Source organism: Ruegeria sp. CDSA193, assembly GCF_059611885.1.
Genome location: NZ_JBXWPN010000003.1, coordinates 388,650 through 408,213, shown reverse-complemented (window position 1 = coordinate 408,213; position 19,564 = coordinate 388,650). Strand labels below are relative to the sequence as shown.

18 protein-coding genes are annotated in these 19,564 nt (G+C 55.3%); 6 read left to right on the top strand and 12 right to left on the bottom strand.

What is annotated here, in order from left to right; translation table 11 throughout:
* Positions 1–82: 82 nt before the first annotated feature.
* Positions 83–1,657 carry a trypsin-like peptidase domain-containing protein gene (locus tag AC2FLG_RS07470; protein ID WP_496705685.1) on the top strand — a complete coding sequence of 525 codons (1,575 nt, stop codon included), beginning with the start codon at positions 83–85 and terminating at the stop codon, positions 1,655–1,657.
* Positions 1,658–1,666: 9 nt separating this feature from the next.
* On the opposite strand, the gene AC2FLG_RS07465 is transcribed toward AC2FLG_RS07470, so the two are convergent.
* The gene (locus tag AC2FLG_RS07465) at positions 1,667–3,283 is read right to left on the bottom strand and encodes an MFS transporter (protein ID WP_496705683.1); all 1,617 of its coding nucleotides are present in this window, start codon (positions 3,281–3,283) and stop codon (positions 1,667–1,669) included.
* Positions 3,284–3,331: 48 nt separating this feature from the next.
* The gene (locus tag AC2FLG_RS07460; protein ID WP_281973017.1) at positions 3,332–4,552 is read right to left on the bottom strand and encodes an APC family permease; all 1,221 of its coding nucleotides are present in this window, start codon (positions 4,550–4,552) and stop codon (positions 3,332–3,334) included.
* A gap of 403 nt (positions 4,553–4,955) precedes the next feature.
* Between AC2FLG_RS07460 and AC2FLG_RS07455 the strand changes: the two genes are divergently transcribed.
* The 3 genes from AC2FLG_RS07455 to AC2FLG_RS07445 all read left to right on the top strand — a co-directional run bounded on the left by AC2FLG_RS07455 (position 4,956) and on the right by AC2FLG_RS07445 (position 6,414).
* Complete coding sequence (locus AC2FLG_RS07455; RefSeq protein ID WP_496705681.1) at positions 4,956–5,363, top strand: c-type cytochrome; 408 nt, start codon at positions 4,956–4,958, stop codon at positions 5,361–5,363.
* 133 nt (positions 5,364–5,496) lie between these two features.
* The gene (locus tag AC2FLG_RS07450; protein WP_496705679.1) at positions 5,497–5,946 is read left to right on the top strand and encodes a phasin family protein; all 450 of its coding nucleotides are present in this window, start codon (positions 5,497–5,499) and stop codon (positions 5,944–5,946) included.
* Positions 5,947–6,006: 60 nt separating this feature from the next.
* Positions 6,007–6,414, top strand: coding sequence for a universal stress protein (locus AC2FLG_RS07445; RefSeq protein WP_496701402.1), 408 nt, complete (start codon positions 6,007–6,009; stop codon positions 6,412–6,414).
* 398 nt (positions 6,415–6,812) lie between these two features.
* Here AC2FLG_RS07445 and AC2FLG_RS07440 read toward each other — a convergent pair whose 3' ends face one another.
* From AC2FLG_RS07440 to AC2FLG_RS07415, 6 genes are all read right to left on the bottom strand, one after another.
* Entirely contained in the window at positions 6,813–8,201 is a 1,389-nt protein-coding gene (locus AC2FLG_RS07440; protein WP_496705677.1) for a peptidase M16 family protein, read from the bottom strand.
* A 1-nt stretch (position 8,202) separates the two neighbouring features.
* On the bottom strand, positions 8,203–9,492 hold the full coding sequence (locus AC2FLG_RS07435) for a M16 family metallopeptidase (RefSeq protein WP_496705675.1): 1,290 nt from the start codon (positions 9,490–9,492) through the stop codon (positions 8,203–8,205).
* A gap of 107 nt (positions 9,493–9,599) precedes the next feature.
* A complete protein-coding gene (locus tag AC2FLG_RS07430) occupies positions 9,600–9,770 on the bottom strand; it encodes a hypothetical protein (RefSeq protein ID WP_496691997.1) in 171 nt (56 codons plus the stop codon).
* A 294-nt stretch (positions 9,771–10,064) separates the two neighbouring features.
* Positions 10,065–10,976, bottom strand: a complete 912-nt coding sequence (locus AC2FLG_RS07425; protein ID WP_496705674.1) for an NAD(P)-dependent oxidoreductase — start codon at positions 10,974–10,976, stop codon at positions 10,065–10,067.
* A 17-nt stretch (positions 10,977–10,993) separates the two neighbouring features.
* Positions 10,994–11,542, bottom strand: a complete 549-nt coding sequence (locus AC2FLG_RS07420) for an isochorismatase family protein (protein WP_496691999.1) — start codon at positions 11,540–11,542, stop codon at positions 10,994–10,996.
* Positions 11,539–12,420 carry a HalD/BesD family halogenase gene (locus AC2FLG_RS07415; protein ID WP_496705672.1) on the bottom strand — a complete coding sequence of 294 codons (882 nt, stop codon included), beginning with the start codon at positions 12,418–12,420 and terminating at the stop codon, positions 11,539–11,541. The genes AC2FLG_RS07420 and AC2FLG_RS07415 overlap by 4 nt, the downstream gene beginning before the upstream one ends.
* 119 nt (positions 12,421–12,539) lie before the next feature.
* On the opposite strand from AC2FLG_RS07415, the gene AC2FLG_RS07410 reads away from it, so the two are divergent.
* Both AC2FLG_RS07410 and AC2FLG_RS07405 read left to right on the top strand, forming a co-directional pair.
* The gene (locus AC2FLG_RS07410; RefSeq protein WP_496705670.1) at positions 12,540–13,409 is read left to right on the top strand and encodes a LysR family transcriptional regulator; all 870 of its coding nucleotides are present in this window, start codon (positions 12,540–12,542) and stop codon (positions 13,407–13,409) included.
* Between the two features lie 707 nt (positions 13,410–14,116).
* On the top strand, positions 14,117–14,749 hold the full coding sequence (locus AC2FLG_RS07405) for a tyrosine-type recombinase/integrase (RefSeq protein WP_496702408.1): 633 nt from the start codon (positions 14,117–14,119) through the stop codon (positions 14,747–14,749).
* 116 nt (positions 14,750–14,865) lie between these two features.
* On the opposite strand, the gene urtE is transcribed toward AC2FLG_RS07405, so the two are convergent.
* Genes urtE through urtB form a run of 4 tightly spaced genes read right to left on the bottom strand, consistent with a single transcriptional unit; the run spans position 14,866 to position 19,526 of the window.
* Positions 14,866–15,573 (bottom strand): urea ABC transporter ATP-binding subunit UrtE, encoded by a 708-nt coding sequence (urtE, locus tag AC2FLG_RS07400; RefSeq protein WP_142639074.1) that lies wholly within the window; start codon positions 15,571–15,573, stop codon positions 14,866–14,868.
* The gene (gene urtD / locus AC2FLG_RS07395; protein ID WP_496692004.1) at positions 15,563–16,303 is read right to left on the bottom strand and encodes an urea ABC transporter ATP-binding protein UrtD; all 741 of its coding nucleotides are present in this window, start codon (positions 16,301–16,303) and stop codon (positions 15,563–15,565) included. Before urtD ends, urtE begins: the two co-directional genes overlap by 11 nt.
* Positions 16,300–17,559, bottom strand: coding sequence for an urea ABC transporter permease subunit UrtC (gene urtC, locus AC2FLG_RS07390; protein WP_496705668.1), 1,260 nt, complete (start codon positions 17,557–17,559; stop codon positions 16,300–16,302). The genes urtD and urtC overlap by 4 nt, the downstream gene beginning before the upstream one ends.
* Before the next feature lie 2 nt (positions 17,560–17,561).
* The gene (gene urtB / locus AC2FLG_RS07385; RefSeq protein WP_496705667.1) at positions 17,562–19,526 is read right to left on the bottom strand and encodes an urea ABC transporter permease subunit UrtB; all 1,965 of its coding nucleotides are present in this window, start codon (positions 19,524–19,526) and stop codon (positions 17,562–17,564) included.
* Positions 19,527–19,564 lie beyond the last annotated feature (38 nt).

The window sequence follows — 19,564 nt, the reverse complement described above, 5'->3', positions numbered from 1 at the left end:
ATGTGTGCTTTATTGCCAAACGTGGAAGTTTCGAGGTTGCCCATGATAGAGTGGGTATAGCGCTATTAAACAGAGATGGGCCATGCGGACACCGGACCAAGGCGACACAGGAGTTGATACAGGTAATGTCCGTGCATTCCTGGAGAGCTTGACCGGCCCGTCTCGTGGGACTGTAGTCTGGCTTGCCGACAACGCTGTGTCAGCCTCGGTTAGTCCGGACCGTACCTTGAGGCTGAGACCGAAAGAAGATGTGCCAGCTTATGACGAAGACATTGCGACTCTTCAGTGGTCAAATGACGGTTACACGTTAAACGCGTTGTCTGATCGGAATATCTGGGTCAATGGTCACAAGGTCGCTTCGGTTGACCTCAGGCACGGCGACATGATCGAATTCGGCGAAAAAGGCCCGATGTCCCGCTACAGGGTGTGCGACCACTCATTCCCTGCACATCGCACGGTCGAGGATATCCTAAGCGACGCGTACGCATATGCGAGAACAAGCCGTCGACCCTTTCCAAGAAAAATTTCCGGTGCACTACGCGACAGTGGGCGTCGGCTAGCATCACAAACCACAATTCTCTTCAGGATCACCGTTATTGGCGCAATCCTTCTGATCGCCGTATTTGGGTATTTACTGTTTCAGAACGACAGGAAGCTGGCGGACAGCCTGGAACGAGAATCCCGTAAGATCGAAGCGGTTGCCGTTATGCTGGCACAGACCCGGGAAGACTCGTTGACGCCGGAGGATTTGGGTGCACTCAAAGACGCTTTCGAGAGTCAGGTGCTGTCCACTGAGCAGCGTCTTGGCACGCTGGAGGAACGCGCAGGCGCATCAACGCGGATTATCACAGCCTCTACGCGTTCCGTCGCGTTCGTCCAGGGCGCCTATGGATTGCGGCAGATCAAAAGCGGGAAATTGCTGCGGCATGTGGTTGGCCCCGATGGAAAGAATCTGCAAACGCCATTTGGACAACCGTGGCTCGAACCAGATGCGATGGGCGAACCTGCTGAGTTTCAGTTTACTGGAACCGGGTTTCTTCTACAGGACCCGCCTCTGTTGGTGACCAACCGTCATGTTGCCTTGCCCTGGACGACTGGCGACCGTGCACAAGCCCTTCAGGCCGCAGCGCTGGAGGCCGAGATGCTGAGTTTGCTGGTCTATTTGCCTGATCAAACTGTGCCAATTAAGGCTGTCTTGCATAAAGCAAGCGAAACCGCAGATCTGGCGCTTCTCTCTATCGACGCCACACGCGTTCGGGGTCTTGGGCTGTTACTTGCAGATGAGCCACCGCGAGCGGGAGAGGAAGTTTTCCTGCTTGGATATCCAACCGGCCTGAAGGCTCTTATCGCGCAGGCCGGTCCGGGCTTTCTGAAAACGCTAGAGAATAAAGGCGCCGTGGATTTCTGGACAATTGCGACCCATCTTTCGGAACAAAATAAAATCCGACCCCTGGCCAGCCGGGGAATCGTAGCCCAGACCAGTCCCGGCGCCATTGTTTATGATGCAGAGACCACAACTGGAGGAAGCGGGGGACCTGCGTTGAACCGAAACGGTAAGGTGGTTGCGATCAACGCCGCGATCTTACCCGAGTTTGGTGGTTCGAATATTGGCGTTCCGGTGTCGCACCTCAAGACACTTCTCAATGAAAGCGATTGATCCGCGTATTCATTCGCCTGTCCGATATGGTGAATTTTGCACAAGAAAAACCATAATCAGTGGGACTATGACAGAGATCAGGCCCACGGTAATCAGCAAATTCCCCAAGTGGCTATAGTCAGCGATGGATGCAACTGTACCCGTTCTGGGTTCGGTCACGACACGAGTCACGACAAATACCTGGTTTAGGTATTTTGTGCCCAAGCTGCTTGCCGACAATGCCATGTTGGTGAAAGACGCCATGACAGCAAAAAAGGTCGCCTTGAGATGTGTCGGGGCGTTACGTGCGATCCAGGCCAACATCGGGACCATCGCGATCTGACCCAGCGGTGACTCGACGGCTGTGTCGAGTATGGCGATGAATCTTGCATCCACAACCCCGCCTGTGTGCGCGGCCGTCCATTCATGCACTCCGTAGTATAAAGCAAGGTTAGGCAGGGCCAGCACTCCGGCGGCAATGGTGAGCAGTACCACCACCTGCGCGATGGAACGACTGGCCATAAACGGTCTGAGGATGATCAGGCCAAGCAGCGCTAGTAGTGAGGTCAGGAGCGCCAGAATTGCCAGAAACTGTTCGTCGAACCCAAGCTCGTCGATTTCGAACCAGGTCAATCCCGGACCAGGCAACGGGACCGCGCGAAAAACGAAAATGATTGTCGCCGTCCCGATCAGAACCTTGGCCTGTTTCGACTCCAGTTCCCTTAGCAGCCGTGACATGAGATAGAGAATGACCGTGAGCGAAACCGCAAAAACAGTCTCTTGCGCAAAGGCGAAATTTGCGGTTCCCAACACAACGCTGAGTACAACAAACGCGAGACCTCCCAGCAGTATTGGCCACCTTACTTCGGTGGCTTGATCCGGTTTGTGTGGAAGGTGCCCAAGACTAACGAGGCGACGCTGTATCAGAGCATGAAGAACCACTCCGCTGATCGACAGTAAGGGGACAACCAGAGCGACGAGATAGACCTGACCGTAGAGAACCAAACGATCGCCTTTCTCCAGATCCTCCGCACCCGAAAAAATCCAGATGTTAACCGCTGCGACTCCCGCAAACCCGGAAATGATCGCAATCCTGCCCAGGGTCTGCATGGTAGTGTGGCGGGCACGAACTTCTTCATGCGTAAACGCGAACCCATCTTGGTTGGTTTGTGGTACCGCTTCGACTGTCATGGCATCTGCCACGACGTCCTGAATGGCATAACCAGAAGGTGCCAAGATCAAGGCAACGACATACCAATGCTCAGGCAACATGACCCCGGCCATCTGGGCAGGCGCGGACACAAGTCCATACATGATAAGCAACGAGGCCGTGATAAGAGACGCGCCAACCAATATCAGCAGCGATTTCCAACGCCAGAACAGATCCACCAGATGCCCAAGCGGCATTTTCAAAATCCAGGGCAATCCGGCCCAAAATGCCAAGCCCGCCACGAAAGCAGCAGATAGATTCAGATAGTCCTTGAGGAAAAACGCGCCAACGACGGATGTCAGTCCCGAAACTCCGGCCGCGAAGTACACCATTAACGGTGGCATGTAGGACCATTGTAATTGCGCGACCAGATCAACGAATGTCCGGTGCCACCAGTCAGAGAGCCGCCTTCCAAGTGTAGGTCGATCAGTGTTCATATGTCATTCGGATCCCGTTCTGGCGACCTAACGCCGTCGGATTTTCTCTCAAAGAAACCCGGCGCCAAAAAGCAGGGTGCTGGTCAGAACACCAAGGATTGGCACGACAAGAGGTACGTGGAAATGTTGTCGGGTTGAATCCGGTTTCAACTTCAAAAAGATCAGCGAGAAATTGACTAGCACAAACACCCCCAAGACGATCTGAGATGTGCGTTCTGCTAGGGTGCCGATCGGCAGTGTTTGGGTCAGTAGAAGGATTAGCGCCACAACCAGCAGGGTTGCGACGACTGGTGTCTGGGTTACCTGCGGGACACTCGCCAGTATTTTCGGCAGATGATCCCGGTCGGCAAGACCGTAGATTACCCGCGACGCCATTATCATCTGGATCAGGACGCCATTGACTGTTGCAACGACTGCGACTGCGGCAAACCCCTGTTTGATTACTTCGGGTGCATTTGAAAAAACCAAAGCAAGCGGGGCAGTCGACGTCGACAAGGTATCGATAGGAACAACAAGCAGGACCGTAATTGAGGTCGCCAGATACAGACCCGTCGCCAGAACGAGCGTCAGCAGAATTGCCTTAGGAATTGTGCGAACTGGGTCTTTTACTTCTTCGGCGACGTTTGCCATGTCCTCGAATCCAACAAAGGCAAAGAAAGCCAGAAGCGACGCCGCAAAAATGCCCCGCCAAGCGTTGATCTCAAAACCTGGAATCGTCTCGCTGAACGCATAGCCTTGCGGATCCTGCACGGACATGCCCCAGCCAATCACAAACAGAAGCCCCGAAATCTCGATGATCGTGATCACTGCCGCCACAAATACTGATTGCGCGATGCCCCAGAGTGCAATCAGTCCCATAACCGACACGATGCCGATCGTAAGCAACGTGGTGCCAAGGTTGGTCAGGGTGTGAAGATAGGAGGCCGCTCCAATCGCAACGGCCGAAGCCGATATCACTCCCGAAGCAGCGACGGCGAGACCCACCAACACGGCAATCCAGTTTCTTTGAAACCCAGCTTCGACGTATGCCGCTTCTCCCGCGCTTACGGGATAACGGGTTGCGAGTTCGGCGTACGACAAAGCCGTCAGCGAAACGACGAGCGCTGCAATGAGAAACGAAACAGCGGCGTAAGGACCAGCGACCTCGGCGGTGGCACCGACAAGCACATAGATTCCCGCACCAACGGTGACACCTAGTCCGTAAAGCGTAAGCAACGGGGCAGTAAGCGCGCGTCGGAGTTTAGGTGTCGGTGGATCGGCCGTATGCATTGGCTTCACTCCTCAATGAACAAACGCCTGTGTACCGAGCTACAGCGCGGTTAAGTACACCAGTCACTAACGAGGGGCTCGCCACCATTCATTCCGAGCCCCTGCGGTGGAATTTCCACGCTTTTGCAATTCCGCTTATCACCATGTTTGATTTGGATGCAGGCGATGAACGGCAATCCCGCTGAAACATTCATGCTTTACTATGTAATGTAACTTTTTGAATTGATCTATGTCATTGGTCGCCAAGAACCGACCAGCCAAGCGGAACCGACTGCAGTGTATTTACTTTCGTCGCAGTCTTTCCCAGCTGGTACTCAAAGGCTGAATATGAGCGAGATCAATGAAGCGTTCATTCATTACCGCGTAGTCTAAACGCGAAATGCTGACGTTCGAGGAGGAACAGATGCCAGTTTATCGCGGACTTCTTTTGTCAATATTTGCTGCAAGTGCTGCACTGGCGCAGGATATTGACCTTCAAAACGGAAACAATCTCTACAGAACCTATTGCTGGCAATGCCATGGTTTCGAGGCCACTGGAGATGGTCCAATGGCGGAGATGCTGGCAATAAGGACGCCTGATTTGACCAGGCTTGCGGCCCAAAACGACGGCGTTTTTCCGATTGAGGAGACGGCGCGTCAAATTGATGGTCGCGCACCATTGCTCGCGCATGGCGGAGAAATGCCCATTTTTGGACCAGCTTTGGATTCGGACCAAAAAGTTGCGCTGACCATGCCTGACGGCCAGCCGATGTTCGCAGGTGTGCCGTTGGCAAATGTGATCTATTATCTGGAGTCTATTCAAATCGAGTAGGTTGGTACAAATGCTGCCATTAGATTGTAGATCACCACTGCCCACGTTTGTTGACGCCGGTTGATCTACATTAAGGTTATTTTCTACTGGATATGGTAAGATTCAGCATTGGGAAGATGAGGAGGAATCTCCGATGCCTGAAGAGAAGCCAAAATCAAGTTACTCCAACCCACTTGTTGATGTTTTCAAGCAGATGCAGCCGACTACTACGGCCAATCCGTTTTTAGGCGCTCAGCTTGAGCAATTCTGGGACACGCAGGAGAAATCACTGAAAGAGGCAGAGGCCTTTGCTCAACATTGGTTTGAGAGGCGTCACGAGGCTGTTCGAACCGCGTTAGAAGCTGCGCGCTCGGCGTCTGCTGCAGACCCGACTGATCCGGCGAAAGCACTGCATTCCATAGCAGAGTGGCAGAAGCATTCAGCCGAACGCCTCGTGGCTGACGCTCAGGAATGGTTCGAAACAGTTGCCCGATGTGCAGCATTTGCAGCGGAAACCGAAGACGAAGCTGTGGAAAAAACAATAGGTGATGTTGCAAGCACAGCAAAGAAAGCGGGTAAGTCTTCGAAATCCGAACCGGTTTAGAGTGCCGTATCACCGCGGAGGCCGGAATGATCGTAGCTGGAGCAATCGAAGGTCAATAACATGTATAAGAACATTCTGATTCCAGTCGCGCTGGACAACGATCACGATACACAGGCCTCATTTGAAGCTGCTCGTTTGCTAGCGAGTGCCGATGCGGAATTCACAGTGCTCCATGTGCAGGAGCCGGTCCCTGCATATGTGGCATCCCAGATACCCGAGGAAGTTCTGGCCAACACGCGAAAAGAGCTTCAGGAAGGCTTACATCGGAACGCTGCAGAGCTACCGGGGGCGAAACCGCGGCTTATCTCGGGGAGCGCTGGCCGAGCGATCGTTGATTTCGCAAATGAAAATGGCATCGATTGCATCGTGCTGGCCTCACACAAGCCGGGGATCGAGAACATGTTTATTGGGTCGACTGCGAACCGGGTCGTTCACCACGCCAATTGTTCTGTCCACGTGATCCGCTGAGTCGTTTTGTGGCAGGTGCTCCAAGTCGAATGCTGGATGCCCAGCATGGGACACAAAGACGACGGAGTGAAATTGGCGTTGCGAGCACGCGCAGCGTGAAAATCGTATTCACGCTATGGGCTCGCTGCGGCCGATTGCCAATGCAGTAGGCAACTTGGCGCAGATGGAACGGAACCAGCCATCGGCAGAATAGGTCAAGCCTCTTATCTTCCACTGTCACGGTCGATGTACTGTCGTTCGCATGGCAGGAGCGAACTTTGGCGCCGCAAGCGGCGAAACCTGGCTCTGCGCCCAATTTGCACAATACAGCACTAAACACTTATGACTGCTTTGCGCGGCAATTGAGCTTTGCAGGGGCTAGTGCTTCCTTTTAAAGGCCAACTAAAATTGCATTTGACCTATAGGTTTTCAGCATTCGAAAGCACATCAAGGCAAAACCTCAATGGGGTGCTTTTCGGCATCGAGCAGAAACCTTTTGATTGCAAGGGGTCCAGAGGAGAGTTTCCTCCTCCGATCAGAATAAGAAGGAAATCCTCCAAAGGCGGCAAAAGCTCATGTGAGATTGCTGCCGTCTCCTCCAATGACAGTGTTTGGAACACGCCAAAAAGTGGAATTTCGATAGTCCCGTCAGCGCCCTCGGGGTACTCGTGCAGGTATTGCCGCGTTCCCCAGACAGGCTCAGTGAAAAAATCGCGATAGTAAGCCCGGTCCAACTGACCGAACTGAATCTCTAAACCTTCTTGTTCAATCTTCCCGCTGCGGACACTCTGATAGATTTCCTTTATTTTCTCATAGATCTCTGGCCATCTTACCGCCTCAACTGTTGCGCTCAGTGAGATAATCGCCTTTCTCTTCCCCATGACAACGAAATCTGAACGTGGATCGTAAGCCGCACGCATTTCCTGGCGGATTATCCGAAACATCTCAGACCCTTGGTTTGCGCCAATGTAATCCACCAAGACATTTGTTCCAACTTGGTCAGCCTCGTCCGCAAACTCCTCTGCTTTGACAAAAAGGATCAGCATCTCGGAAGAGTCGGGATCGGCAAAGTGAATGACACCCGCTGGAAGGGTGAAGTCATCCACATCCGTGCCAATCAACGCTTCAGCCCATTTTGCAAAAGGCAGTTCCCACTTTCCCTTCGGGCGGGGAAGCTTGTTAACCAGTCGAATGGTGCGGCGTTCTACTTCTTCATCTCCAGATCTTAGGATTGCCTGAATGGGTTGACCGAAACGAAATTGGCCATCCCAAACCTCGGTTTCTGCTTCGTCAGGTTCGTACTCTAGGAAATCCGCCACTTCATCCAGAACATGTTCTGGCATTCTGGTCCTGGTAGACTTGATTGGGCTGGAATACTGCAGCTCTCTTGCATACCAGCCGTCGGAGTATTCCGGCTCAAGCAATAGATTTTCGAGGTGGACGATGGTCTCTGGAAAGACTTCATTTGGCGCCGAAACAGTGAGCATCAGACTATGGCGACTTGTTTCGACGTAATACCTGATCCCCTTCAACTGCTTGTATTTAGCAATTTTGTGGGAGGAACGGCTTGATGTTCCTCCTGACACGATACTTGCGAGACCAGCGCGCAACGCGGCCACCCGTTCTGTTGTTGGCCGATCAATTGGCCAAACCAAGGTGAGTTCTGAGATGCCGTTTTCTAGTGGCATCAGATAAACAATATTCGCATCGCCAGTCGTTGCGATCAGCTCTGCTCGGACCTGCTGCGCTGACAGCAGGCTGAGAACCATTAAGAGAGAGGAAGTGAACCGGCTTTTGAATGCTTGCATGTTACTCTGCTTTTTCGGCCAACACGACTGATGTGGCTGATGGCTTGATGACCTTTTCGGCAAAATCAATAACGTCCTGATCTGTCGTATCGTTCAAGATCTCGACAAATACTGACGGTGTGACAGGTGGGAAGCCATCAGAAGCCACATTCTTCAGAAATGATAGAAACTCTACGGGTCGGCGCGCGGCATTCCGGGCTCCAACGACCTGCGTCTGGCGCGCTTGATTGATTTCGTCCCTGGTGATTGGTTCGTTCAACAAATTCGCCAGAGTTTCTGTCAGATGGCTGTGCGCCGGGTCCAAGCTGAAGCCGGGCATCAGGTGCAAATCTATGGTAAGTTCCAGATCAGCATTCTTGGCAAAATACCAGTCTGCATCGACGCTGAAAACGCGCTCGTCTTGATAGTACAGGGCCTTGTATAGCCTTTCGTTCAAAATATCGCTGGCGATGAAAAATGCCCCCTGCATCTCGATGCTGGTTGACCGATCTTCGAAGTCCACGAATTTCGCAAACTGGACTGTGTCATGCGCCAGCTTGTCCGACCTAATGCGCTCAATAAACTTGAGCTCGGGATCCGGTTTGTGGTCTAACCAGGGCTTCTGAGGAACCTCAGAAGGTTCTGTGTCCCCAAATATACGTGCAACGAGTTCTTCGGCTTTATCAGGGTCAATTTTCCCCGACACGATTAACGTCACATTGGATGGCACATAGTGTGTTTCGTGAAACTGATAGGCCTTCTCAAGGTTCAATTTGGGAAGATCTTCAATGGTGTTATTTGCCCGACCACGCAGAGTGCCATAGAGGTTTTGAAGCGCAATTCTTCGGAGCCAGCGAAGCGGAGACTGTCTTTCGCGTAGCAGTGTTTCACGCTGAACGATATCAATTTCGCTTTCCGCAAATCCTTTCGGCAGTGTTGGGGTGTCAAGAACCGCCCGAGACAGCCGCAACAGCATTTCTATGTCGGAAGGAACGCCAGAATTAGTGTAGACAGTAGATACGTTGTGCGTTGTCGCATGGATATCACGCTCTCGGGGCTTTCTCAGAATGGTAGCATCCGCTGAAAACGCGGCCAGATGTTCAGTCAGATGCGCCGTACCGGATGGTTCCGGATCGTCATACGCCCCCGAGAGAACAATTAGCTGCACGTCCACACGGTCGAGGTCGTCTACCGGAACTACGTAAGCTGCGTGTAATCCGCCTTTCTCAGAAAGAGTGATAACGCTCTGAGCTTGAGCAGCTCCAGCAAACACCAAGAGGACAAGCGAAAAAAACAAAACGACTGCGTGCATTATTATCCTTTTAAACTATTTCACTTAAGCCAAATAACGTCCGTCGTTAGGCGTTCAACGAAAGCGAAAATGATTTGCTGAATGCTTGTGGGATACGAGTTGTTATTTCAAGTCGCCAATTGAAAACTTGTCGAAATGTTTTCGGTTTGCTGCAAATCAACGACCGCGAACGACTGGTTCGGCGACATGCGCTGCATCGTATCAATGGTGGTGCCGCACGTGCGAGAGAATGCTGCATCAGCAAAGCAGGAAAATCCAATGTCGGCATTGTCCTGCATAGCAGGCCTTCATACTGTCTGAACCGAACCGATGACCTACTGAAACCGTCAGATGACTGGTTTGAGCCCCCACCAGTCGTTGCTATTTTTTTCTGCGTGCGCTCGCAGCTAGGATTTTTCGGCACCCGCGCAACTTCTCATGTTGCGGTGCGGCGGCCATTCTGGCCGTTCGCGCACCGCGCAGCATTCTTTAAGGTGGGAATTTACAGGTCGCGGACAATGCCGACTTTTGCTGAAACGGTGCCAAAGTCAGCAACTGACTTCGGTTGGGGCATACCAAAGTGGCCTGGATCGCTATTTCTCCCAATGGGGCACCCAGTCACCATCCGTACGCAGTGACACACCGGCGGCATCTTCTTCCAGCTTGATTACGTGCAGTTCGCCCTTGTCGCCGCCGTAGGTTTTTCGCGCTTTTTCAAATTGCGCGCAGACCAGACGTGTCGCGGGGGCCGGTGTTCCTGCGTCATCGCAGGCCTCGACAATGAGCCCCAAGTCTTTTTGGCACAGGTCTAGCGTGAAAGATGGATCGTAGTGCCCTGCAAAGACCGACGGCGCATCATGGTGCATACACCAGCTATCGCTGGCCCCAATTTTCAGAGCTTCCCATGCTCGGGGCAATTCAACGCCGGATTTTACGGCCATGACCAATGCCTCTCCCATCGCGGTGGCGTGGATCGCCCAAAGTTGGTTGCTGGCAAGTTTGGTGATTGACCCGTTGCCGCTTTGGCCCATGTAGTGCATCGGCCCCATCAGCTCCATCACGGGGCGGATACGCTCGATCGTGTCCTCGTCGCCGCCGGCAAATTGCGGCATATTGCCTGCACGTGCGCCATCAACCGCGCCTGATACCGGGGCGTCGACCGGCTGGACGCCCTTGGCTGCCAATGCGCTTCCAAGTGCTCGTGCCAGGGTCGGTTGGTTGGTTGTCATATCAACCCAAACCTGCCCCGCCCCCATCGCCGACAGTAGACCGTTTTGACCCCGAACCACCTGTTCGATCTGCTTGGGACCAAACACCATAGTAAAGACGATATTGGCATCTTTGGCGGCCATGGCGGGCGTATCAGCCCACGTCGCCCCAAGCGCCAGATGCCGTTCGGCGCGCTTAGCGTCCAGATCACAAACGGCCAGCTGATGCCCGCCCTTGATCAGGTTCAGGGCCGCCGCCCCACCCATCGTGCCAAGCCCGATAAAACCAATGCGCATGTGTGCGTCTCCTGAAATCAAGCGGCGAGGATTTCGTCGGTCGATTGGACCGCACCAAATTCGCCGTGAAGGTTTGCAAGGGTCACCGAGTGGATTTGCGCGGCGGTATGGGCAACCCCGTCTGGACCGGTTGCGTCATAGGCCCAGACCGCATCAGAGGCATAGATCATATCAAACCCAAGGCTGCTGGCCGAGCGTGCGGCGGATTCAGCACAATGATTGGCGGTCGCACCGCAGATGACGACCCGTTCAATGCCCGCGCCCTGCAAATCAGCTAAAAGCGTGGTGCCACCAAATGCACTAGAGGCGTGTTTGACGATCACTTGTTCGCCGTTCTGAGGTGCGGCAAACGGTTGAACGGCAGAACCCGGTGCATCTGGGTGAAACGGATCATCCGCATCTGTGCCGTGGTGGTGGATGTGGATGATCTTGTCACCAGATGCGCGGAATTGCGACAGCAAACGTCCAATATTGTCAGACGCTTCAGGGCAAGACCGCGCGGCCCCAGCAGCATCGTCATGGGCGAGCGCCATTTGCACATCAATAACGAGGAGAGCAGTTTTCATTGTGATATTCCTTTAGCCTGCGCCAGTGCGGCCCTACGATCCTCAAGGATTTTTTCAACGCGTGTGCCATAGATGCGTACGTTGATGTCGTCGCTGATGACACGACCTTTTTGTTCATCATAGGTCATAATTGCCGTCATTCTGGGATGCGCGCCGAACACTTCGGTCACACCGTGCAAGGAATATCCGCCACGGAACAGTGTAAACGTCCCGGCCCCACGATCGAATTTATGCGCATGGGACATATCCCCCGCCAATAACCGGTCCACGGCGTCACGGTCTTCGGCCTCATCTGTGCGCGAATTTGGCAAGAATGCAAAATCGCCACCGCTTTCAGCTGCTTTCAAAAGCAACGTCACGGTACATTCGGTTGTATCATAATGCCATGCATGCCAACTGCCGGGGTAAAGTGCGACAACATTCAGTGCCTGAAACTCATCTGCACAACGATGCAACACGGTCTTTTTCTGCACACGGCGAACGAAGTCCGTCAGGACATCCGACTTATATAACTGCTGGATCAACGTATCTGCCGGTATCTGGTCATCGGCAAGCTGAGTAGCCACATGGGTGTATTCGCGACGTCGCGGATCATCTTCGGGCAAGGACGGATCAATCGCACCTTGATAGATGTTGCGTTTGATTGTCAGCACCTCGGCACCGGGCAAAAGGCTGCTGGATTCATCCTCAAGGGCGGCCAATGCGTCCGCGCGAATGAAGCCATCCAGATTGCACCAGCCGTACGCCTCCATGTGGTCCTGACAGTCCTTCAGGAACGCCGCACCCGCGCCCTTATCCAGATCAGCAATTGGATAACGCGCAAGATCGACGAGGTTCAGGGCCATGTCAGCATGGGTACCAAAAACGGTCTTTGACATCGCACTCTCCTTTGGAAATCGGGCAGACGCGGGCCCGTTACCCATTGATAGACGAGCAGTTGGCAGAAGATAAACGAAACGAATTGCCCTCAAGCACATAAATATCTTATGCCACACGGGTGAAACAGAATCTCAATCTGAATTGGCTGCGCACGTTTGAGGCCGCGGCCCGCCACCAGAGCTTTACCGCCGCAAGCCATGAATTGGGCCTGACGCAAACCGCCGTCAGCCAACATATCAAGGCGCTGGAGACCAAGCTGGGGCAAAACCTGTTCATCCGCCGCGCCAAAAGCCTGCAGCTTACGGATATCGGGCAAGCCTATCTGATTTCGGTGCGTGAGGCGCTTGAACACATCGCGTTTTCGACCAGCGGGCTTTTTGGGCCGGAGCTAGAAACGACCATCGTTGTGCGCGCCTCTGCGGCGATGATCATCTGGCTGACGCCGAAGCTGTCCACCTTTCAAGATGAACACCCGCAAATCGTGATCAAGCTTGAAACGTCGCTGTGGCAAAATGTGCTGGAAAAACACCCCGTCGATGTCGAGATTTTGCTCGCCGCGCAGACCCACGCAAACCCACGCATGGTCAAGCTGTCGGACGAGAGAATCCTGCCCGTCTGCGGGGTGCAGACATCAACGAAAGTCCAAAGGCCCGCGGATCTGATGCAACTTGATGCCATTCACGTTCTGGGCTTTGACGACCATTGGGCGCGTTATTTATCCGCCAACGGCCTGCCAATTGACAGGATTTCTCCCCGCATCATCGTTGACACCTCGGTCGCGGCCTGTGAATTGGCCGCCGCGGAGAACGGCTGCGCGATTATGTTCGAACGGTTCGCACAACAGGCCATCGCCGCAGGGCGCGCCATCAATATTGTCGGTGACCCCATCGCGAATGGTCAGTCACATTATGTCATCCAACGAAATACGGGCCTCCGCGAAAAACAGGCGTCAGCGGCATTTTGTGAGTGGTTGGCCGCATGCTTTTGACGTTCGCCTCGGAGCCAAAGGGGCTTTTCTGCGAACGGTTGGAAACATCTCTTTAAACCCCATGAGCAGCCGTTCGTCGACTTTGCAGCCTTGGCCGAACTGGGCTCTTCACGGCCATGCGGTGCCGCAGAAACCCGGGGTCCCTTCGCGGTCTGATAGCGTCCCTTCGTCTGGACAACGCATTTCCGTCCGAACCACCTGTATAAATTCGTGTTTCTCAGGCCGCAAAAGTGAGCATGCGTCGTTCGCTGTCTGGCAGCGGGAATTCCGGCAACGGGTAGCGACCATCGCTCAGAGCCCAACCTGTACCTTGGATTTTTTCGCTGCGTGCGCTCGCAACACGGAAAATTTTGGGCACGCACAAATTCTTGTGTCACGGCGCAGCGCTGAATTCGGCCATTCAAATATTGCATAGCAAGAATGTGCGCCCGGATTCACGGGATGTAGACTGAAGCAGTGATCCGTGAAAATCTGTGCAAGCGTCGGCCCACCGGACCGGTGCTTCCACGGTGGGGCTGACGCGCCTTGATTCCGTTCTGGGGTGCATCACAACCTATGTCCGCCAACGAACTCAAAGCGGTTCAATGCCTGCACCGAGAACTCAAGTAGAGTGGGCTTCGGACAGCAGGCATCCGATTCGATTGTACAAGTGCCTCGTTGGCGCGGTGCCGATGATTGGGTGCGGAGGGCGGATTGGAGGGCACATTATGCCTAGAGCTCAACTTCCCGCAGTCACCCCAAAGCGCAGAGCATGGAACAAGGGGCGGATCATCGGCCAGAAACGCCCCTTGTTTCCCAAGCAGGTCTGGGCGATCCGTGCTCGGCTCGAACTCGCCGGAAATCTGCGCGATCTTGCGCTGTTCAACGTCGCCATTGATAGCAAGCTGCGTGGATGCGATTTGGTTAGGCTTGCCGTGACCGATCTGGTCAAAGATGATCGTGCTCGAGAACGGGTTTCAGTGGTCCAGAGCAAAACCAAGAAACCAGTACAATTCGAACTGACGGAAAACACACGGGATACGGTTCATGCTTGGGTCAAGTCGCCAAAGATGATGGGCTGTAGCTTCATGTTTCCGAGCCGTTTCCTCGAGCGACCCCATATCTCAACGCGTCAGTTTGGTCGGCTTGTCCGGGATTGGGTGACAGCGATTGGATTGGAACCGAGCGGTTACGGAACCCATTCACTCCGCCGAACCAAAGCAGCGGAGATTTACCGTAAGACAGGGAATCTCCGTGCAGTGCAGCTTTTGCTGGGTCACACTAAGATTGACAGTACAGTGCGTTACCTTGGCGTTGAGTTGGAAGATGCTCTCACTATTGCGGAGCAGATTGAAATCTGACCCGCGTCGGTGAATGGCACTTGCCGTTCGCCGGTTTGGAACAGACTTACGGCCTTGAAGCGGCGAAACCGGTTATGAAGGGAAGAATAGTATACAGATCACCCTGCCATTGCGTACTACAAAGACGTGCTTGCGGTCAGCTTTTCGAGTGATAGTTCCGGCTTTCGCGCGCTCAGTTTGACGGCACCGCGCTCCATCACGACGAAGGCATCCCCAAGATCATAGGCGAAGGACAGATACTGTTCGACTAGGACGATAGCGATGTTCCCGCGTTCCTTCAAAATGCGGATGGTGCCGCCGATCTGCTGGATGACGTTCGGCTGGATACCTTCGGTCGGTTCATCCAGAAGAAGCACTTTCGGGTTCGACACCAGCGCGCGCGCGATCGCCAGTTGCTGTTGCTGGCCGCCTGAAAGGTCACCGCCCCGCCGTTGCAGGAACTTCTTCAGAATGGGGAACAGATCAAAAATCTCGTCCTTCACCTTGCGTTCGCCACTTGGCAGGCAGGCAAATCCCGTCTCAAGGTTTTCCTGCACCGTCAAAAACGGAAAGATCTCGCGCCCCTGGGGCACATAGGCAACGCCCTTCCGCGCAAGGTCAAAGGCCTTCAGCTTTCCGATGCTTTGGCCGTCCAGATCATAGTCGCCCCCCGACCGGGGATGGGTGCCCGCCAGCGCCTTTAACAGCGACGTCTTGCCTACGCCATTGGTGCCCATCAAGCAGGTGACCTCGCCCTGGGCCGCGTCGAAATCCACGCCGTTCAGAATTTGGCTGCCGCCATAGTGCAGCGTCAGATCGCGGATGCTGAGGAAACTATCGGCCAAGGTACACCTCGATGACTTGCTGGTTCTTGGTGACGTGATCGATCGAGCCTTCGGCCAGAACCGAGCCTTCGTGCAGCACGGTCACTTTGCAATCCAAACGCCGCACGAAATCCATGTCGTGTTCCACTACGACGACAGCGCGGGTCTTCGCCGCGTCCCGCAGAATTTGCGTGGTCTTCTGACGTTCTGCGGTCGTCATGCCTGCCGCAGGTTCGTCCACCAGCAACAGCTTCGGTTCCTGTGCCAAGAGCATCCCGATCTCCAACCATTGCTTTTGCCCGTGGGACAACTCGCCAGATTTCCGTGACAGAACCGCGTCCAGCCCAATGACATCCGCCAGTTCTTCGACCCGGGCAAAGTCCGGTGTTTCGGGTTTGAACAGCAGCACGGCCAGCGGCGACCGCGACTTTTTCAGCGCCATCATCAGGTTGTCTTGAACTGTCTGATCCTCAAACACCGTGGGTCGCTGGAACTTGCGCCCGACCCCTTCCATGGCGATCTTGCTTTCCGATTTGCCCAGCAAAGACACGGGCGGTTCGCCCCAAAGCACATGGCCCTCGTCAGGCCGGGTTTTACCGGTCACCACATCCATGAAGGTGGTCTTGCCCGCGCCGTTCGGGCCGATGACCGCCCGCAATTCGGCCCTGTCAATGCTGAACGACAGGTTGTTCAGCGCCTTGAACCCGTCAAAGCTGACCGACACGCCCGAGACTTCAAAAAGCGCGCTCATGCATCTGCCTCCTTTTCTCTCAAAGAACCGTGGCCCGGCCCCAGGTCGCGCCCATGCCGATTGGGGTTGCGACGCGCTGCCAAGGCGTCGACCAGCCCTCCAATGCCTTTCGGTGCGAAAAGCGTAACCGCCACGAAGGACAGCCCCAACAGGACGGTCCACCAATCGACCCATTGAATGCGATACCCGGCGATGTTCAGGTCAGGGGCTTGCCCGCCGGTAAACCAGGTCGACAAGAGCGAGACGAAAGCCGCGCCGATCACGGCTCCGTACAATCGCCCACGCCCTCCGATGGCCACCCAGACCGCCAGATAGATCGAGGCAATCGGCGCCAGTTCCGCCGGGTTGATGATGCCCGCCTGTGGGTAGTAGATTGCGCCTGCAATGCCAGCGAGCACGGCCGATACGGTGAAGACAAACAGCTTGAACGCCTCGACTGGATAGCCAAGGAAGCGCACCCGCGCTTCGTCGTCCCGAATGCCCCTGAGGACCGAGCCGAACTTGCCCGACACCATCCATGTCGCCAGCAGGTATCCAAGTCCCAAGGCCAGGGCCGAGGCCCAAAGGAACCAGACCGAAACGATGGCCTGACTAGTGCTCTCCAACCCCGGCAGGTTCTGAAGGCCTGACAGACCATTGTTGCCGCGCAATCCGCTGTCGTTTTGGAACAGGTACAGTGACAGCGCCAGCGTCATCGCCTGCGTCAGGATCGAAAGGTACACACCTGTCACCCGGCTGCGGAAGGCCAGCCAGCCAAAGACCAGCGCCAGAAGCCCCGGCGCCAGTACGACGGCGGCCAGTTGCAGCGGCAGAGAATGGGCAAAGGCCCAGATCGGCGGAAATTCCGAGGCTCCGACGACACCGAAGATCTGGCCAGCGATCCCGCTGGAGACCTCTTCGGGCGTTGGCGGCAGCCCTCCGGCGGCGAGGCTTTCGACGACGATCAGACGCGTCCGCTCGTACATCAGCCACATGCCTATCGCGTAACCGCCCATTCCGAAGAAGGCCATGTGCCCAAGGGACAGGATACCGCAATAGCCCCAGACCAGATCCATCGCCAGCGCGACGAGGCAGAGGCACAGGGTCTTGCCCAGGGTCTTGACGAAACTGGTCGAGATGACGCCGATACCGAACCCTTCGGACAGGATCGTCACGCCCAGGGTGAACAGCCCCAGACAGGCCAGAAAGATAAGCACCGACGGATAACGCACCACGAAAGGTGTGCGACGCACAGGGCCTGCTGTCAGTTCCGCCATGCTCATGCCTCCGCCGCCCGGCCTTTAAGCGCGATGATCCCGCGCGGCCGGAATTGGATGAAGAGGATGATGAAGAGGATCATATAGGTCTGTGCGGCCAGTGTGTTCGAGGGGTTCAGCCATTCGATCCCTTTTTGCAGCGAGCCAACCATGGTTGCGCCCAGAAGCGTGCCCCAGATGTTGCCAACGCCGCCCACGACCACGGTCATGAAGCTTTGCACGATATAGTCCGCGCCCATCTCGCTGGTCACTTTGGCGTAAAGCCCAATCGCCACACCCGCAATCCCGGCAATACCCGAGCCGAAGCCGAAGGTCAGCATGTTGATCCTGTCGGGGTTGATCCCCATCGAGGCCGCCATGCGGGGGTTCTGCGTCACCGCCCGCACTTCCAGCCCCAATCGAGTGCGGTTCATGACGAAAAGGAATAGCGCCATGAACAAAAGCGCCAAAACGAAAATCGCGATCCGGATATAGCTGATCGACACGATGTCATTGAACACCAGCGATCCGTCCAGCCAGCCGGGCGAGGTGAGGGGCCGCGCTTGCGTGCCGAAGATGTTCTTGGCGATCTGTTGCAGGGCAATGGAAATCCCGAAAGTCGCCAGAAGCGTCTCCAGCGGGCGATGGTAGAGGTGGCGGATCACTAGCCGTTCCATCGTGACCCCTGCGCCGAAGGTGACGGCAAAGGCCAGCGGCAAGGCGACGATAATGGAAATCGTGTAATCCGGGATGATCTGCTGGACGACGTAGCCGGTGTAGGCGCCCATCATGATGAACTCGCCATGGGCCATGTTGATCACGCGCATCACGCCAAAGGTGATAGCAAGACCGATGGCGGCAAGAAAGTAGATCGAAGCGAGCGACAGGGCGTCAAGACCAAGGTCAAATGCCTGGTTGAATGCCACCTTGTTTTCGATGCCCGTCAGCACCGCCGCCGCGGCAACGGCCACTGAAGGCGAGCCGCTGTAGCGTTCGTAGAACGTGAAGCCTGCCAGCGTTTCATCCACCTCGGCTTCGGTGGCCACAGGGTCTACCACGCCCTGTTCGGCCAAAGCTTCATAAGCAAGGTCGCGTGCGTCTTCGCTGTTCAGGGTCGCCACCTGAACCCCCGCGACCGATCCCTCCGAGATGTTGGCCAAAAGCGCGTTCCGCTTGTCGTACCGGCTGATCCGGGGTTTCGCCAGATCGGCGGCAACCAGAAGGTCATAGGCGGACTCGCGCGGCAGGTCGTCGCTGCCGACGGTCAGGATGCGGGCGATGTCATCGCCCTCGGGTGCTTGTGCCGAAGCCTCGACCTCCACGGCCAAAAGCGGGTTCAATGCGGCCCGGACATCGACACCAAGATCGCCGTCAAACCGCTGGATGGCAGCAATCCTCTCCTCGTCGGTCGCACCGAAGCGGATTGTCAAAAGTCCCTGAAGGCGTTCCATGCGACTTTGCACAGACTGGTCCGTTTCGTCGGGCAGAACTTTGGTCAGGGCCGCGAGATGGGACGTCTCCGAGTCACGCTCGATCGCATTCAGGGCCTGCATCTTTTCGGCAACGGACCCTGATAGTTGGAATTGCACCAGGGCCGCGCCGATCATGCCGCGAATGCCGCTGTTGGGTTTCAAATGTTTGAAGTCACGGGCAACGAAAGTGCCCAGTTCCGCGCCATCGGCAAAGTCGAACGCTGTCAATTCCTTGCCCGAGGCTTCGCCATAGACGAAAAGCCCGGTGTCCTTGTCGCGCCACATCTCTTTGTTTTGCCAGCGTTCCAGCACGACCTGGGCCTCGGCCAGACCACTGGCGGCAAGCGCGTCGATGGCAGGACCGATGGTCTTGCGCGATGATTTGGCGATGATTTCGCCATGTTCTTGCAAAAGTTGCTGGATCGGCGCCTCGGCGTTCTGCGCCGAAAGTGGCAAGGCAAGAGCGCACAGAAGCACCGACATGAAACCGATGTTGAACCGACGTATAAGCGACATGGATAGTTCAGCCCCCGTAAGGCGTTCTGGGGGCGACA

Coding starts and splice junctions, on each gene's coding strand:
- AC2FLG_RS07470 (WP_496705685.1), top strand. CDS start 83: ATGCGGACACCGGACCAAGGCGACACAGGAGTTGATACAGGTAATGTC.
- AC2FLG_RS07465 (WP_496705683.1), bottom strand. CDS start 3,283: ATGAACACTGATCGACCTACACTTGGAAGGCGGCTCTCTGACTGGTGG.
- AC2FLG_RS07460 (WP_281973017.1), bottom strand. CDS start 4,552: ATGCATACGGCCGATCCACCGACACCTAAACTCCGACGCGCGCTTACT.
- AC2FLG_RS07455 (WP_496705681.1), top strand. CDS start 4,956: ATGCCAGTTTATCGCGGACTTCTTTTGTCAATATTTGCTGCAAGTGCT.
- AC2FLG_RS07450 (WP_496705679.1), top strand. CDS start 5,497: ATGCCTGAAGAGAAGCCAAAATCAAGTTACTCCAACCCACTTGTTGAT.
- AC2FLG_RS07445 (WP_496701402.1), top strand. CDS start 6,007: ATGTATAAGAACATTCTGATTCCAGTCGCGCTGGACAACGATCACGAT.
- AC2FLG_RS07440 (WP_496705677.1), bottom strand. CDS start 8,201: ATGCAAGCATTCAAAAGCCGGTTCACTTCCTCTCTCTTAATGGTTCTC.
- AC2FLG_RS07435 (WP_496705675.1), bottom strand. CDS start 9,492: ATGCACGCAGTCGTTTTGTTTTTTTCGCTTGTCCTCTTGGTGTTTGCT.
- AC2FLG_RS07430 (WP_496691997.1), bottom strand. CDS start 9,770: ATGCAGGACAATGCCGACATTGGATTTTCCTGCTTTGCTGATGCAGCA.
- AC2FLG_RS07425 (WP_496705674.1), bottom strand. CDS start 10,976: ATGCGCATTGGTTTTATCGGGCTTGGCACGATGGGTGGGGCGGCGGCC.
- AC2FLG_RS07420 (WP_496691999.1), bottom strand. CDS start 11,542: ATGAAAACTGCTCTCCTCGTTATTGATGTGCAAATGGCGCTCGCCCAT.
- AC2FLG_RS07415 (WP_496705672.1), bottom strand. CDS start 12,420: ATGTCAAAGACCGTTTTTGGTACCCATGCTGACATGGCCCTGAACCTC.
- AC2FLG_RS07405 (WP_496702408.1), top strand. CDS start 14,117: ATGCCTAGAGCTCAACTTCCCGCAGTCACCCCAAAGCGCAGAGCATGG.
- urtD (WP_496692004.1), bottom strand. CDS start 16,303: ATGAGCGCGCTTTTTGAAGTCTCGGGCGTGTCGGTCAGCTTTGACGGG.
- urtC (WP_496705668.1), bottom strand. CDS start 17,559: ATGGCGGAACTGACAGCAGGCCCTGTGCGTCGCACACCTTTCGTGGTG.
- urtB (WP_496705667.1), bottom strand. CDS start 19,526: ATGTCGCTTATACGTCGGTTCAACATCGGTTTCATGTCGGTGCTTCTG.